The following is a 13,945-nucleotide window of genomic DNA, read 5'->3' as shown; positions in this document are numbered from 1 at the left end:
GGGCGGCAGGATGCAGGCCCGGTCGGCGACGACCGGCATCAACGAGAGCCGCGCGGGCGCCGCGCGGCCTGTCAGGAGCAAGTGACCAAGATGGCCAACCGGCTGCAAGTGATCTATATCGAAGACGATGCGCTCGTGCGCCGGGCGAGCGTGCAGAGCCTTCAACTGGCGGGCTTCGACGTCGCCGGCTTCGAGTCGGCCGAGGCGGCCGAGAAGGCGATCGTCGCGGATACCGCCGGCGCGATCGTCAGCGACATCCGGCTGCCGGGTGCCAGCGGGCTCGACGTGCTCGCGCAGTGCCGCGAGCGCGTGCCCGACGTGCCGGTGATCCTCGTCACCGGGCACGGCGACATCTCGATGGCCGTGCAGGCGATGCGCGACGGCGCGTACGACTTCATCGAGAAGCCGTTCGCGGCCGAGCGCCTGATCGAGACGGTACGCCGCGCGCTCGAGCGCCGCGAGCTCGTGCTCGAGAACCACGCGCTGCGGCGCGAGCTGGCCGGGCAGAACGTCGTCGCGCCGCGCATCATCGGCCGCAGCCCGGCGATCGAGCAGGTGCGCAAGTTGATCGCGAACATCGCGCCGACCGACGCGTCGGTGCTGATCAACGGCGACACGGGCGCCGGCAAGGAGCTGATCGCGCGCAGCCTGCACGAGCTGTCGCCGCGCCGCGACAAGCCGTTCATCGCGGTCAATTGCGGCGCGCTGCCCGAGCCGATGTTCGAGTCGGAGATGTTCGGCTACGAGCCCGGCGCGTTCACCGGCGCGGCGAAGCGGCGCGTCGGCAAGCTCGAATACGCGTCCGGCGGCACGTTGTTCCTCGACGAAATCGAAAGCATGCCGCTCGCGCTGCAGGTGAAGCTCTTGCGCGTGCTGCAGGACGGCGTGCTGGAGCGGCTCGGCTCGAACCAGCCGATCCGCGTGAACTGCCGCGTGGTCGCGGCCGCGAAGGGCGACATGAGCGAGCTCGTCGCGGCCGGCACGTTCCGGCGCGACCTGCTGTACCGGCTCAACGTCGTGACGATCGCGCTGCCGCCGCTTGCCGAGCGCCGCGAGGACATCGTGCCGCTGTTCGAGCACTTCATGCTCGACGCGGCCGTGCGCTACGGGCGGCCCGCGCCGGTGCTGACCGACCGGCAGCGCGCGAGCCTGATGCAGCGCGACTGGCCGGGCAACGTGCGCGAGCTGCGCAACGCAGCCGACCGCTTCGTGCTCGGCGTGGCCGACATGCCGCAGGAAACGGGCGCGGGCGACGCCGCCGGCAACGACCAGACGCTGAAGGAGCGCATCGAGCAGTTCGAGCGCGCGGTGATCGCCGAGGCGCTGAACCAGACGGGCGGCGCGGTCGCGGCGACGGCCGACCGGCTGCATGTCGGCAAGGCGACGCTGTACGAGAAGATGAAGCGCTACGGGCTGTCGGCGAAAGGCGAAACCGAGCGCTGAAAAGCAAACGGACCGCGGTGCGGTCCGTTTTGCGGAGCAAGGCGCGGTGTGCGGCCCTGCAAGTCCTGCCGTGCGGTGGGCGGCGTGCGGCGCTCAGGCCGCGTTGCCGTCGAGCGCCTTCTTGAGCAGCGCGTCGAGTTCTGCGAATTGCGGCGCGCCGACGTAGCGCTTCAGGATCTTGCCGTCCTTGTCGACGACGAAGGTCGTCGGCGTGAGCTGCACGTTGCCGAACTGCTTCGCGACGCTGCCGTCGTCGAGCGCGACCTTGAACGGCAACTGGCGCGTCTGCGCGTAGTTCGCGACGTACATCGGCGGATCGTAGTTCATCGCGACCGCGACGAATTCCAGCCCCTGACCCTTGAAGCGATTGTAGGTATCGACCATCTGCGGCATTTCCTGCATGCAGGTCGCGCAGCTTGTCGCCCAGAAGTTCACGAGATAGACCTTGCCCTTCAGGTCGCCGGCGGTCGAGACCTTCTGGCCCGACAGCAGCGTGAAGGTCGCGTCCGGCACGCTGGACTTGCCGTTGAACGCGAAGAAGCCGGCGACGGCGATCGCCGCGACGACGGCCGCCGCGACGAGGTAGCGCACGGGGCCGGCACTGCGGCGGGTGGAAGGCGTGGTGTTCATCTGGTGCTCTCGGAGTCGATGACGCGGATCGATGCAAACGACGTCGACAAAAGGACGTCGAAATTCGGCGCTCATTTTAGCGCGAATGCGGCGCGCCCACCGGCGGCGTCCCCGCATCCCGGTTTTCGGGTTCGGCGGATAATGCCCTTTTTGCCTGCCGCGATCCACGCCATGCCGAAGGAATTCATCGATTCGTTGCGCCCCCTTTTTCGTCCACTGCGACACTTCGCCGCGCTGGCCTGCCTGAGCGCCGCCCTGGCCGCGTGCTCGCCGTCGTACGACTGGCGCACGCTGCACAACGATGCGGGCTACACGATCGACCTGCCGGCGAAGCCGACCGTCGAGGAGCAGCCGGTGGTGCTCGGCGGCACGTCGATGCCGATGCGGATGCAGGCCGCGCACGTCGACGGCGCGGTATTCGCGGTCGGCACGCTGACGCTGCCCGACGATCGCGACGACACGCGCCGCGCGGCGCTCGAATTCCTGCGCGCCGGGCTGTCGCGCAACCTCGACGGCGCGCCGCGGACGGCGGCGGTGCCGGTGCCGCTCGCGGCCGGCGGCGCGGTGAACGGGGTCGAGCTACGCATCGCGGGCGCGGCCGCCGGCGGCGATCGTGCCCGCAAGACGATCATCGCGCGGCTCGCCGCGCGCGGCCGGCACGCGTATCAGGCCGTCGTGATCGCCGACGGGCCGCTCGCGCAGGAGCAGCTCGACCAGTTTTTCGGCTCGTTCAAACTCGATTGACGACGGCCGGCGAGGGCGCTCAGACACGCTGCGACAACTGAAAGTTCATTCGCAGCTTTCGACGCTAATCGCCGGATTTTGCGAGGGTTTTTTCGACTATCCACAGCGCATGTGGATAACTTTGTTGAAAAGTGGCGCGCATTTCTCGCAAAGCCGCGCCGGACGGCCTTCCGGCCCGTTTGGCCGCCCGCTCGCCGTTTGAGAAAAATCAATTAAAACAACGGGATACGAATTCCCTCCGGCAAAGGTCGCGGCGAGCCGCGATCCGGGGCCGGATTCGCGAAATTGTGCATAAGTCAAGTCTTGACAGCCTGATTTTGTCCTCCTCGCGCGCTCACAGCGCCGTCAACGCGCGCCGGTAGCGGATCGCCTCGGCGATCTGCGCGGCCGTCGGCAGCGGGTCGCCGGCTAGGTCGGCGATCGTCCGCGCGACTTTCAGCACGCGGAAATACGCGCGCGCCGACCAGCCGAAGCGCTCGCCGGCCTCGCGCAGCAACCGCTCGCCTTCGTCGGTCGGCCGGCACAGGTCGTCGGTTTCGCGGCCGCTCAGCATGTGATTCGTCTTGCCCTGCCGCTCGAGCTGCAGCGCACGTGCCTGCGCGACCCGGGCGGCCACCGCCGCGCTCGGCTCGCCGGGCGCCGTCGCGCGCGTCGCGAGCTCGGCCGGCGACAGCGCGGGCAGGTCGATCTGGATGTCGATGCGATCGAGCAGCGGCCCCGACAGCTTGCGCAGATAGCGGGCGGCCACGTCCGGCGAGCAGCGGCAGCGCCCGGACGGATCGCCGTGCCAGCCGCACGGGCACGGGTTCATCGCGGCGATCAACTGGCACGCGGCGGGGAAGTCGGCCTGCTGGGCCGCGCGCGAGATCGTGATGCGGCCGGCTTCCAGCGGCTCGCGCAGCATTTCCAGCACGTGCCGGTCGAATTCCGGCAGTTCGTCCAGAAACAGCACGCCGAGGTGCGCGAGCGTGATTTCGCCCGGCTGCGGCGGATTCCGGCCGCCCACCAGCGCGGCGGCGCTCGACGAGTGGTGCGGCGCGCGGAATGGCCGGCGGCGCCACTGCGCGGGCGAGAAGCCGAGCCGGCTCGCGGACAGCAGCGCGGCCGAGGTCAGCGCCTCGTCGTCGGTGAGCGGCGGCAGCAGCCCCGCGAGGCGCGCGGCCAGCATCGACTTGCCGGCCCCGGGCGGCCCGACCATCAGCATGTGATGGCCGCCCGCGGCCGCGACTTCGAGCGCGCGCCGGGCGCCCCGCTGCCCGACGACGTCCGCGAGGTCAGGGGCGGCCGGCGCCGCCAGGCCGTCGAGGCAGGGCGCCGCGACCGGCGCGAGCCGTCCGTCCGGCGCATCGGCGAGGTGCGCGCACAGTGCGGGCAGGTCGCGTGCACCGAATACGGTCACGCCCGGCACGAGCGCGGCCTCGGCGGCGCTGTCGAGCGGCAGGTACAGCTCCGGCGGCCGCGATGTCGCGGTGCAATCGCGCGGGCCGGGGAAATCAAGGCCCGGGCCGCCGGCGCTGCCAGCGCCGGATTGTGCCGCGCGCCAGTCCCGCGCGGCGCCGCAGGCCATCGCGAACGCGCCGCGCATCGGCCGCAGCGCGCCCGTCAGCGACAGCTCGCCCGCGAATTCGCGGCCGGCCAGCGCGTCGGCCGGGATCTGGCCGTTCGCGGCAAGGATGCCGAGCGCGATCGGCAGGTCGAAACGGCCCGATTCCTTCGGCAGATCGGCCGGCGCGAGATTGACGGTGATGCGGCGCACCGGGAATTCGAATCCGCAGTTCTGCAGCGCGGCGCGCACGCGCTCGCGGCTTTCGCGGACTTCGAGATCGGGCAGCCCGACGATCGAGAACGACGGCAATCCGTTGGCGAGATGGACTTCGACGGTGACGTCCGGCGCGCGGCCGGAGGCGGGCGCGCGACTGCGCACCACGGCGAGCGACATGGCGAGGCTCCTGCATGACGGGCGGACGACGGCCGTTCGGGGCCGCACGCCGCGGGAATCGGAGAAATCGGTGCGCGCTTGCCGGCGTGGCGCGGGGAAAGAACGAGGTGTTGCGAACGACGAACTGCGAAGAGCGGAGGATGCTGCGAAGAACGATGAACGGCGAAGAGCGGAGGGTACGGCGAAGAACGACGGGCGACGAAGCGTGGAGGAAGGTGGCGGGCGCAGGCCGCACGTGGCGGCCCGCGCCCGGCCCTCGCGGCCGGGTGGGGCGTCAGGCCTGCGGGGCGGCGAGCTTCTGCTCGAGCTCCGCGACGCGCTTTTCGAGTTCCTCGAGGCGCACGCGGGTGCGGGCGAGCACCTGTGCCTGGGTGTCGAATTCCTCGCGCGTGACGAGATCGAGCTTCGAGAAGCCTTGCGACAGCATGGCCTTCACGTTGCGCTCGACGTCCTTGGCCGGCGAGTTTTTCAGCAAATCGCTGACGCGCGACTGCAGATCGTTGAAAACGTCGCTGGGTTGCTTCATGTGATTCCCCTTCCTTGCACAAAAAATGTGCATCTTCAGTTGCGTACGTGCCCATGATGCACGCATGACCGGAAATGGTGCGCGCGGGGCGCGAATTCCGGGCATGGCGCCCGCATGGGTGAATGGCCCGGCGATCCGGGACGTGCGTGCACTCTAGCAACGATCCTTTCGCCGCGCCAGCAAACCGGCCCATGTTGGCCATTCGGCCGGGCTTTGGCGCCTTACACCGCGCGATGCGACCCCGTTCCGGAGCCCTTCGAGACGGTGTTCGGACCAACATGGCATGCGAGTTGCTGAGAAGAGTCCGTTACAACATTCCAACTCATTCGACGGGACAACCCAGCGAGAGGACTTCATGAAACTCATTACCGCAATCATCAAGCCGTTCAAGCTCGATGAGACGCGCGAGGCGCTGTCGGCGCTTGGCGTCTCGGGCATCACGGTGACGGAGGTGAAAGGGTTCGGGCGCCAGAAGGGGCACACCGAGCTGTACCGCGGCGCCGAATACGTGGTCGATTTCCTGCCGAAGATGAAGATCGAGGCGGCCGTCTCCGACGATCTCGTCGACCAGGCGGTGGAAGCGATCGAGCGGGCGGCGCGCACGGGCAAGATCGGCGACGGCAAGATCTTCGTCACGCCGATCGAACAGGTGATCCGGATTCGCACCGGGGAGACGGGCGCCGACGCGCTGTAACAGAACAGACAAGACAAGCGACAAGAGGAAACCCAAGATGCGCAAACTTCTGATGTCCCTGCTGATGGCAGGCTCGCTGATCGCGGCCGGCGTCGGCTCCGCGCTCGCGGACGACGCGGCGTCCGCCGCGGCTGGTTCCGCGCCCGCCGCCACCGCTTCCGCCGCCACCGCTTCCGACGCATCGGCTGCCGCAGCTCCGGCTGCCCCGGCCGCTTCCGCACCGGCCGCCGACGCATCCGCCGCCGCACCGGCTTCGGGCGCGGCCGACGCTTCGGCTGCCGCCGCCGCGTCCGCGCCGGCCGCCCCGGCCGCACCGACGGCTCCGTTCTCGGTCGATTCGTCGAAGATCAGCGCGGGCGACACCGCGTGGATGCTGACGTCCACCGCGCTCGTGCTGTTCATGACGATCCCCGGCCTCGCGCTGTTCTACGCGGGCATGGTCCGCAAGAAGAACGTGCTCGCGACCGTGATGCAGAGCTTCGCGATCACCGCGCTGATCACGGTGCTGTGGACGGTGGTCGGCTACAGTCTCGCGTTCACGCCGGGCAACGGCTTCATCGGCGGCCTGTCGCGCGTGTTCCTGCACGGCATGGCCTACGTGAAGGGCGACAAGGCGACGACGCTGACGGTCAGCCACCTCGCGTCGACGATTCCGGAATCGGTCTACTTCGTCTACCAGATGACGTTCGCGATCATCACGCCGGCGCTGATCTGCGGCGCGTTCGCCGACCGGATGAAGTTCTCGGCGATGCTCGTGTTCATGACGCTCTGGTCGCTGATCGTCTATGTGCCGATCGCGCACATGGTGTGGGAGCCGACCGGCTGGCTGTCGTCCGACGGCGTGCTCGACTTCGCGGGCGGCACGGTGGTGCACATCAACGCCGGTATCGCGGGCCTCGTGTCGTGCCTGGTGCTCGGCAAGCGCGTCGGCTACGGCCGTGAATCGATGGCGCCGCACAACCTGGTGCTGACGATGATCGGCGGCTCGATGCTGTGGGTCGGCTGGTTCGGTTTCAACGCGGGTTCGGCGGTCGCGGCCGACGGCCGTGCCGGCTTCGCGATGCTGACGACGCAAGTCGCGACCGCCTGCGCGGCGCTCGGCTGGATGTTCGCCGAGTGGATCGCGAAGGGCAAGCCGTCGGTGCTCGGCATCGTGTCGGGCGCGGTCGCGGGTCTCGTGGCGATCACGCCGGCAGCCGGCTTCGTCGGCGTGGCGGGCGCGCTCGTGATCGGCATCGCGGCGGGCGTGATCTGCTTCTGGTCGGCCACCTGGCTCAAGTCGAAGCTCGGCTACGACGATTCGCTCGACGCGTTCGGCGTGCACGGCATCGGCGGGATTCTCGGCGCGCTGCTGACCGGGGTATTCGCGGTCAAGGACATCGGCGGTTTCGACGGCAGCCTGCTGCTGCAGGCGAAGGGCGTGCTGATCACGCTGGTCTACAGCGGCGTGCTGAGCTTCGTGCTGCTGAAGCTGATCGACCTGACCATCGGCCTGCGCGTGACCGAAGAGGAAGAGCGCGAAGGTCTCGACGTGATCCTGCACGGCGAGCACGTGGAATAAGTCACACGAATCAACGGCGGGCCGCCGCGACGACGGCGCCCGCTCCGAATGAGCGCAGCGACTTCGGCCCGCCTCACCGGCGGGCTTTTTTTCTCCTGTCACGGGCTGCCGTAGCGGATAACCCTTCACTCTATCGGGTCAATAGCCGAAAACTGCCTCCATAATCCTTGTGAAGCCGGGAACAATCCCCAAATGGGCAAGGCAATTGCTCTACAATCTTCATTCTCCCGCTCGCGAGTGATTCATGGTTCCCCACCTCGTTACCGCGTTGAACGGTCCGCTGCTCGAACTCGAGCAGAAGATCCTCGACGCGACGCCTGCGATCGAACGCTGGTTCAGGCTCGAATGGCAGGAACACACCCCTCCGTTCTATTGTTCGGTGGACCTGCGCAATGCCGGCTTCAAGCTGGCGCCCGTCGATGCGAACCTGTTTCCCGGCGCATTCAACAATCTGCCGTCCGAAGTGCTGCCGCTCGCCGTGCAGGCCGCGATGGCCGCGATCGAGAAGATCTGCCCGGACGCGAAGAATCTGCTCGTGATTCCCGAGTTGCCGACCCGCAACGCGTTCTATCTGGAAAACGTCGCGCGTCTCGCGACGATCATGCGCCAGGCCGGCCTGAACGTGCGCTTCGGCTCGCTCGACCCCGGCATCACCGACATGACGCCGATCACGCTGGCCGACGGCCAGAAGATCGTGCTCGAACCGCTCGAGCGTTCGCAGCGCCGCCTCGGCCTGAAGAATTTCGACCCGTGCTCGATCCTGCTGAACAACGACCTGTCGGCCGGCATCCCGGCCGTGCTGGAAAACCTGCACGAGCAATACCTGCTGCCGCCGCTGCACGCGGGCTGGGCCGTGCGCCGCAAGTCGACGCACTTCGCGTGCTACGACGACGTCGCGAAGAAGTTCGCGAAGATGGTCGGCGTCGATCCGTGGATGGTGAATCCGTATTTCGCGCATGTGGAAGGCGTCGACTGGCAGGCGCATGAAGGCGAGCAGGCGCTCGCCGACGCGATCGACGGCGTGCTGAAGAAGATCGCGCGCAAGTATCGCGAATACGGGATCAGCGAGAAGCCGTACGTCGTCGTGAAGGCCGACGCGGGCACCGCGGGCCGTGGCGTGATGACCGTGCACGACGCGGCCGAGATCGGCCGCATGACGAAGGCCGAGCGCGCGCAGATGGCCGAATCGAAGGCCGGCCTCGCGGTGCGCGACGTGATCGTGCAGGAAGGCGTCTACACGTTCGAGCGCGTTGGCGACGAAGTGGCCGAGCCGGTCGTGTACATGATCGACCGCTACGTGGTCGGCGGCTTCTACCGCACGCACGGCGGCCGCGAGCGCGACCAGAACCTGAACGCGCCCGGCATGCACTACGTGCCGCTCGGCTTCGAGCACACCGCGCTGCCGGATGCAGGCGCCAAGCCGGGCGCCGCGCCGCCGAACCGTTTCTACATGTACGGCGTCGTCGCGCGGCTGTCGCTGATCGCGTCGTCGATCGAACTGGAAAAGACCGACCCCGAAGCCATCCAGGTGTAACGGACCTTCGCTACGTACAGGACCCGCATGGACATTCTTTTTATCGCCGACCCGCTCGAGCATTTCAAGATCTACAAGGATTCGACCTACGCGATGATGGCGGAGGCCGCCCGGCGCGGGCATGCGGTGTACGCGTGCGAGCCGCGCCACCTCGCGTGGACGGGCTCGGCGGTCGAGGCCGACGTGCGGCGCATCGCGTTCGTCGGCGAACTGGACGACCTGCATCGCGACACCTGGTTCGACGCGGGCCCGGTCGACGCGCGCCGTCTCGAATCGTTCGGCGCGGTGCTGATGCGCAAGGATCCGCCGTTCGACATGGAATACGTGACGTCGACGTGGCTGCTCGAGCTGGCCGAGCGCGCGGGGGCACGCGTGTTCAACAAGGCGCAGTCGATCCGCGATCACTCGGAGAAGCTCGCGATCGGCGAGTTTCCACAGTTCGTCGCGCCGACGCTCGTCACGCGCGACGCGAAACGGCTGCGCGCGTTCCACGCCGAGCACGGCGACGTGATCCTGAAGCCGCTCGACGGGATGGGCGGGATGGGCGTGTTCCGCGTGAAGCCAGACGGCATGAACCTCGGCTCGATCGTCGAGATGCTGAGCCACGACGGCACGCGCTCGGTGATGGCGCAGAAGTTCATTCCCGAGATCAAGGCCGGCGACAAGCGCATCCTGCTGATCGGCGGCGAGCCGGTGCCGTATTCGCTCGCGCGGATTCCGCAGGGCAGCGAGGTGCGCGGCAATCTCGCCGCGGGCGGCCTCGGCGTCGCGCAGCCGCTGACGGAGCGCGATCGCGAGATCGCCGCGACGCTCGGGCCCGTGCTCGCGTCGCGCGGGCTGCTGCTGGTCGGCCTCGACGCGATCGGCGACTGGCTGACCGAGGTGAACGTCACGAGCCCGACGTGCTTCCGCGAGATCATGGAGCAGACGGGCTTCGACGTCGCCGCGATGTTCATCGACGCGCTGGAGCGTGCGGCCGCGTAGGCCGCCGCCCGTGCAACCCCGGCGGCGGCCGCGCAGGTCCCCCGTCGCCGGAGCCGCTTGACCGGCCTGCTACAATGCCCGCTTGCCCGGTGCCGTGATCGGCGCACCGAAGGCCCGGCGGTCGGGCCGACACTGTTGCAAGGCTGAACATGAAACGTTCCCCACACTCGCTACGCTCATTGCCCCGCCGCGGGGTATCGGCCCGCCAGGGGCGGCCGGGAGCGATCTGACATGGCCGGGATCCTGATCATCGCGCACGCCCCGCTCGCCACCGCGCTGCGCGACTGCATCGCGCACATCTACGGCGGCGTGCCCGCCCGCATCGGCTGCATCGACGTGATGGCCGACAGCGATCCGGCCCAGGTGATGGCGTTTGCGCACGCGGAACTCGCGCGGCTGCGCGAAGACAACGGCGTCGTGGTGCTGACCGACATGTACGGCGCGACGCCCGCGAACATCGCGGGCCAGCTCGCGAAGCTCGACAACGTGCGCGTGCTGGCCGGCGTGAACCTGCCGATGCTCGTGCGGGCCGTCTGCTATCGCACCGTGCCGCTCGACAAGCTGGTCGACAAGGCGCTGTCCGGCGGCGCGAAGGGCGTGCACGAGGTGTCGTCGGGCACGCCGCCGCCGCCGACGGAAACCGGCTGCGGCCAGTGCGCGCCGATTCCGCCCGAACCGCAGCCGCGCACCCCGAGCGAATCGCACTGAGCATCCGTTTTCCGTTTTAGACCGACCCGCCGGCGCGCGCCGCCGGCGGTCCCGACCGACCCGACCGAGAATCATGCTTCAACAAGAAACCACCATCGTCAATAAATTGGGGCTCCATGCGCGCGCATCGGCCAAGCTCACGCAACTGGCCGGCAACTTCCAGTCGGAAGTCTGGATGACACGCAACGGGCGCAAGATCAACGCGAAGAGCATCATGGGCGTGATGATGCTGGCGGCCGGTATCGGCAGCACCGTGACGATCGAGACCGAAGGGCCCGACGAGCGGGAAGCGATGGACGCGCTGCTGAAGCTGATCGCCGACAAGTTCGGCGAAGGTCAGTGATCGCCGCGCGCGATCGTTGCCGTTTCGACTGAGAATGCCGCGGGTTTCGCGGCATTTTTTTCGTCGGAAGCATTGATGCGAAATGCGCAATGCTGCGGTGCATGCAGTCAGCAGGGAGTCGCGGAATTTATAATCGCTAACCGGGGTCATAAGCGCATCGCAGCAGTGTGCCGCGGCTTTACTTGTACAGAGGAGGTGCGCGTGTCCTTCACGCTGCATGGCATTCCCGTCTCACGAGGTATCGCGATCGGGCGAGCGTATCTGATCGCGCCTGCGGCGCTCGACGTCGCCCATTACCTGATCGAGGCCAACCAGATCGACGCCGAAGTCGAGCGATTCCGCACGGCGCTCGACGTCGTGCGTCGCGAGCTCGGAGCGCTGCGCGCCGACCTGACCGACGACACCCCGAGCGAAGTCGGCGCTTTCATCGACGTTCACACGATGATCCTGAGCGACGAGATGCTCGTGCAGGAAACCATCGACTTGATCCGCACGCGCCGCTACAACGTCGAATGGGCGCTGACCGAGCAGCTCGAGCTGCTCACGCGCCATTTCGACGACATCGAGGACGAATACCTGCGAGAGCGCAAGGCCGACATCGAGCAGGTGGTCGAGCGCGTGCTGAAGGCGCTCGCCGGTGCGCCGTCGGCGTCGCAGGCGCTCGACGGCGCGGCCAGGAACGGCACGAACGAGATGATCGTCGTCGCGCACGACATCGCGCCGGCCGACATGATGCAGTTCAAGACGCAGTCGTTCCAGGCGTTCGTCACCGATCTCGGCGGGCGCACGTCGCACACCGCGATCGTCGCGCGCAGCCTCGGCATTCCGGCCGCGGTCGGCGTCCAGCATGCGAGTGCGCTGATCCGCCAGGACGACCTGATCATCGTCGACGGCGACGCGGGCATCGTGATCGTCGATCCGGCGCCGATCGTCCTCGAGGAATATTCGTACCGCCAGTCCGAGAAGCTGCTGGAGCAACGCAAGCTGCAGCGCCTGAAGTTCTCGCCGACGCAAACGTTGTGCGGCACGAAGATCGACCTGTACGCGAACATCGAGCTGCCCGACGACGCGAAGGCGGCCGTCGAGGCCGGCGCGGTCGGCGTCGGCCTGTTCCGCTCCGAGTTCCTGTTCATGCATCAGAAGGAGATGCCGGAAGAGGAGGAGCAGTTCGCCGCGTACAAGCGGGCCGTCGAGTGGATGAAGGGCATGCCGGTGACGATCCGCACGATCGACGTCGGCGCCGATAAACCGCTCGAGGCGCTCGACGAAGGCTACGAAACGGCGCCGAACCCGGCGCTCGGGCTGCGCGCGATCCGCTGGAGCCTGTCCGAGCCGCAGATGTTCCTCACGCAGTTGCGCGCGATCCTGCGCGCGTCCGCGTTCGGCCAGGTGAAGATCCTGATCCCGATGCTCGCGCACGCGCAGGAAATCGACCAGACGCTCGACCTGATCCGCGAGGCGAAGCGCCAGCTCGACGACGCGGGGCTCGCGTACGATCCGAACGTGCGCATCGGCGCGATGATCGAGATCCCGGCCGCGGCGATCGCGCTGCCGCTGTTCCTGAAGCGCTTCGATTTCCTGTCGATCGGCACGAACGACCTGATCCAGTACACGCTCGCGATCGATCGCGCCGACAACGCGGTCGCGCACCTGTACGATCCGCTGCATCCGGCGGTGCTGCACCTGATCGCTTACACGTTGCGCGAGGCCAAGCGCGCGGGCGTGTCGGTGTCGGTGTGCGGGGAGATGGCGGGCGATCCGGCGCTCACGCGCCTGTTGCTCGGGATGGGGCTCACCGAGTTCTCGATGCATCCGAGCCAGTTGCTCGTCGTGAAGCAGGAGATCCTGCGCGCGCACCTGAAGGCGCTCGAAAAGCCGACGGCCGACGTGCTGGCCGCGTTCGAGCCGGAAGAAGTGCAGGCGGCGCTGCAGCGGCTGTCGGTCGCCGAGCCGCGCGCGGACGCGGCCGCCTAGGCAAGCCTGGGCGCGCTTGGGCGTTCAGCCGCCGCTGGCCGCGAATTGTAGCGAAGTGTCACGCAAGCGCGGTCCGGCGCATGCGTGATGCGCGCGTCAGTGCCGCCCGCCGCACACGGGGCAATCGGCCTGGCGCGCGATTTTCATCGTCGTCCATTCCATCCGCAGCGAATCGAGCATCATCAGCCGCCCGTTGAGCGTCTTGCCGATGCCGCCGATCACGCGCAGCGCCTCGGCCGCCTGCATCGCGCCGATGATCCCGACGGTCGGCGCGAACACGCCCATCGTCGAGCACGCGACTTCCTCGAACGGCTGGTCTTCCGGGAACACGCACGCATAGCAGGGCGCGGCCGCGTCGCGGAAGTCGAACGTGCTGATCTGGCCGTCGAAGCGCAGCGCGGCGCCCGACACGAGCGGCACGCCGTGCGCGACGCACGCACGGTTGATCGCGTGCCGCGTCGCGAAGTTGTCGGTGCAGTCGAGCACGACGCTCGCGTGCGGCACGTGCGCGTCGAGCCATGCATCGTCGACGCGCGCCGCGACCGCGTTCACCTTCACCTCGGGATTCAGTTGCGCCAGCGCGTCGCGCCCCGACTCGACCTTGCTGCGCCCGACCGATGCCGTCACGTGCAGGATCTGCCGCTGCAGGTTCGTGAGGTCGACCGTGTCGGCGTCGACGAGCGTGAGCGTGCCGACCCCCGACGCCGCGAGGTACATCGCGGCGGGCGAGCCGAGGCCGCCCGCGCCGACGACGATCGCATGCGCGTCAAGAAAGCGCTGCTGCGCCTCGATGCCGATTTCGTCGACGAGGATGTGGCGGGAGTAGCGAAGGAGTTGATCGTCGTTCATGGGCAGTCGTGGGCGA

At 68.2% G+C, this 13,945-nt stretch carries 13 protein-coding genes; 9 read left to right on the top strand and 4 right to left on the bottom strand.

Annotated features, from left to right (window positions below):
• Positions 1 to 90 precede the first annotated feature (90 nt).
• A complete protein-coding gene (locus CFB35_RS15080) occupies positions 91 to 1,443 on the top strand; it encodes a sigma-54 dependent transcriptional regulator (RefSeq protein ID WP_060966609.1) in 1,353 nt (450 codons plus the stop codon).
• Positions 1,444 to 1,536: 93 nt separating this feature from the next.
• Here the strand turns inward: CFB35_RS15080 and CFB35_RS15075 are convergent, their stop codons facing one another.
• The gene (locus CFB35_RS15075) at positions 1,537 to 2,073 is read right to left on the bottom strand and encodes a peroxiredoxin (protein ID WP_059576053.1); all 537 of its coding nucleotides are present in this window, start codon (positions 2,071 to 2,073) and stop codon (positions 1,537 to 1,539) included.
• Positions 2,074 to 2,244: 171 nt separating this feature from the next.
• Between CFB35_RS15075 and CFB35_RS15070 the strand changes: the two genes are divergently transcribed.
• Positions 2,245 to 2,817: a hypothetical protein gene (locus CFB35_RS15070; RefSeq protein WP_089465180.1), complete on the top strand. Its 573-nt coding sequence runs from the start codon at positions 2,245 to 2,247 to the stop codon at positions 2,815 to 2,817.
• 334 nt (positions 2,818 to 3,151) lie between these two features.
• Here CFB35_RS15070 and CFB35_RS15060 read toward each other — a convergent pair whose 3' ends face one another.
• Complete coding sequence (locus CFB35_RS15060) at positions 3,152 to 4,756, bottom strand: YifB family Mg chelatase-like AAA ATPase (RefSeq protein ID WP_089465178.1); 1,605 nt, start codon at positions 4,754 to 4,756, stop codon at positions 3,152 to 3,154.
• Positions 4,757 to 5,030: 274 nt separating this feature from the next.
• Positions 5,031 to 5,282: an accessory factor UbiK family protein gene (locus CFB35_RS15055; protein ID WP_006489451.1), complete on the bottom strand. Its 252-nt coding sequence runs from the start codon at positions 5,280 to 5,282 to the stop codon at positions 5,031 to 5,033.
• 355 nt (positions 5,283 to 5,637) lie between these two features.
• On the opposite strand from CFB35_RS15055, the gene CFB35_RS15050 reads away from it, so the two are divergent.
• The 7 genes from CFB35_RS15050 (at position 5,638) to ptsP (ending at position 13,080) form a co-directional block, all read left to right on the top strand.
• The gene (locus CFB35_RS15050) at positions 5,638 to 5,976 is read left to right on the top strand and encodes a P-II family nitrogen regulator (RefSeq protein ID WP_006398175.1); all 339 of its coding nucleotides are present in this window, start codon (positions 5,638 to 5,640) and stop codon (positions 5,974 to 5,976) included.
• Positions 5,977 to 6,013: 37 nt separating this feature from the next.
• A complete protein-coding gene (locus tag CFB35_RS15045; RefSeq protein WP_089465177.1) occupies positions 6,014 to 7,537 on the top strand; it encodes an ammonium transporter in 1,524 nt (507 codons plus the stop codon).
• 244 nt (positions 7,538 to 7,781) lie between these two features.
• Positions 7,782 to 9,071 carry a glutamate--cysteine ligase gene (gene gshA, locus CFB35_RS15040; protein WP_059576095.1) on the top strand — a complete coding sequence of 430 codons (1,290 nt, stop codon included), beginning with the start codon at positions 7,782 to 7,784 and terminating at the stop codon, positions 9,069 to 9,071.
• 27 nt (positions 9,072 to 9,098) lie between these two features.
• A complete protein-coding gene (gene gshB / locus CFB35_RS15035) occupies positions 9,099 to 10,055 on the top strand; it encodes a glutathione synthase (RefSeq protein ID WP_059642711.1) in 957 nt (318 codons plus the stop codon).
• Positions 10,056 to 10,286: 231 nt separating this feature from the next.
• On the top strand, positions 10,287 to 10,763 hold the full coding sequence (locus CFB35_RS15030; protein ID WP_059576100.1) for a PTS sugar transporter subunit IIA: 477 nt from the start codon (positions 10,287 to 10,289) through the stop codon (positions 10,761 to 10,763).
• 73 nt (positions 10,764 to 10,836) lie between these two features.
• Positions 10,837 to 11,106, top strand: a complete 270-nt coding sequence (locus tag CFB35_RS15025; protein ID WP_006477716.1) for an HPr family phosphocarrier protein — start codon at positions 10,837 to 10,839, stop codon at positions 11,104 to 11,106.
• Positions 11,107 to 11,307: 201 nt separating this feature from the next.
• Entirely contained in the window at positions 11,308 to 13,080 is a 1,773-nt protein-coding gene (gene ptsP, locus CFB35_RS15020; RefSeq protein WP_059576166.1) for a phosphoenolpyruvate--protein phosphotransferase, read from the top strand.
• 96 nt (positions 13,081 to 13,176) lie between these two features.
• On the opposite strand, the gene CFB35_RS15015 is transcribed toward ptsP, so the two are convergent.
• Positions 13,177 to 13,929 (bottom strand): molybdopterin-synthase adenylyltransferase MoeB, encoded by a 753-nt coding sequence (locus tag CFB35_RS15015; protein WP_060312475.1) that lies wholly within the window; start codon positions 13,927 to 13,929, stop codon positions 13,177 to 13,179.
• Between the last annotated feature and the right edge of the window lie 16 nt (positions 13,930 to 13,945).

This window comes from Burkholderia sp. AU16482, from assembly GCF_002223285.1.
Classification (GTDB): domain Bacteria; phylum Pseudomonadota; class Gammaproteobacteria; order Burkholderiales; family Burkholderiaceae; genus Burkholderia; species Burkholderia semiarida.
Note: the sequence above shows the minus strand (reverse complement) of the source record. Positions and strands in the feature narration are given on the sequence as shown.

Coding starts and splice junctions, on each gene's coding strand:
- CFB35_RS15080 (WP_060966609.1), top strand. CDS start 91: ATGGCCAACCGGCTGCAAGTGATCTATATCGAAGACGATGCGCTCGTG.
- CFB35_RS15075 (WP_059576053.1), bottom strand. CDS start 2,073: ATGAACACCACGCCTTCCACCCGCCGCAGTGCCGGCCCCGTGCGCTAC.
- CFB35_RS15070 (WP_089465180.1), top strand. CDS start 2,245: ATGCCGAAGGAATTCATCGATTCGTTGCGCCCCCTTTTTCGTCCACTG.
- CFB35_RS15060 (WP_089465178.1), bottom strand. CDS start 4,756: ATGTCGCTCGCCGTGGTGCGCAGTCGCGCGCCCGCCTCCGGCCGCGCG.
- CFB35_RS15055 (WP_006489451.1), bottom strand. CDS start 5,282: ATGAAGCAACCCAGCGACGTTTTCAACGATCTGCAGTCGCGCGTCAGC.
- CFB35_RS15050 (WP_006398175.1), top strand. CDS start 5,638: ATGAAACTCATTACCGCAATCATCAAGCCGTTCAAGCTCGATGAGACG.
- CFB35_RS15045 (WP_089465177.1), top strand. CDS start 6,014: ATGCGCAAACTTCTGATGTCCCTGCTGATGGCAGGCTCGCTGATCGCG.
- gshA (WP_059576095.1), top strand. CDS start 7,782: ATGGTTCCCCACCTCGTTACCGCGTTGAACGGTCCGCTGCTCGAACTC.
- gshB (WP_059642711.1), top strand. CDS start 9,099: ATGGACATTCTTTTTATCGCCGACCCGCTCGAGCATTTCAAGATCTAC.
- CFB35_RS15030 (WP_059576100.1), top strand. CDS start 10,287: ATGGCCGGGATCCTGATCATCGCGCACGCCCCGCTCGCCACCGCGCTG.
- CFB35_RS15025 (WP_006477716.1), top strand. CDS start 10,837: ATGCTTCAACAAGAAACCACCATCGTCAATAAATTGGGGCTCCATGCG.
- CFB35_RS15015 (WP_060312475.1), bottom strand. CDS start 13,929: ATGAACGACGATCAACTCCTTCGCTACTCCCGCCACATCCTCGTCGAC.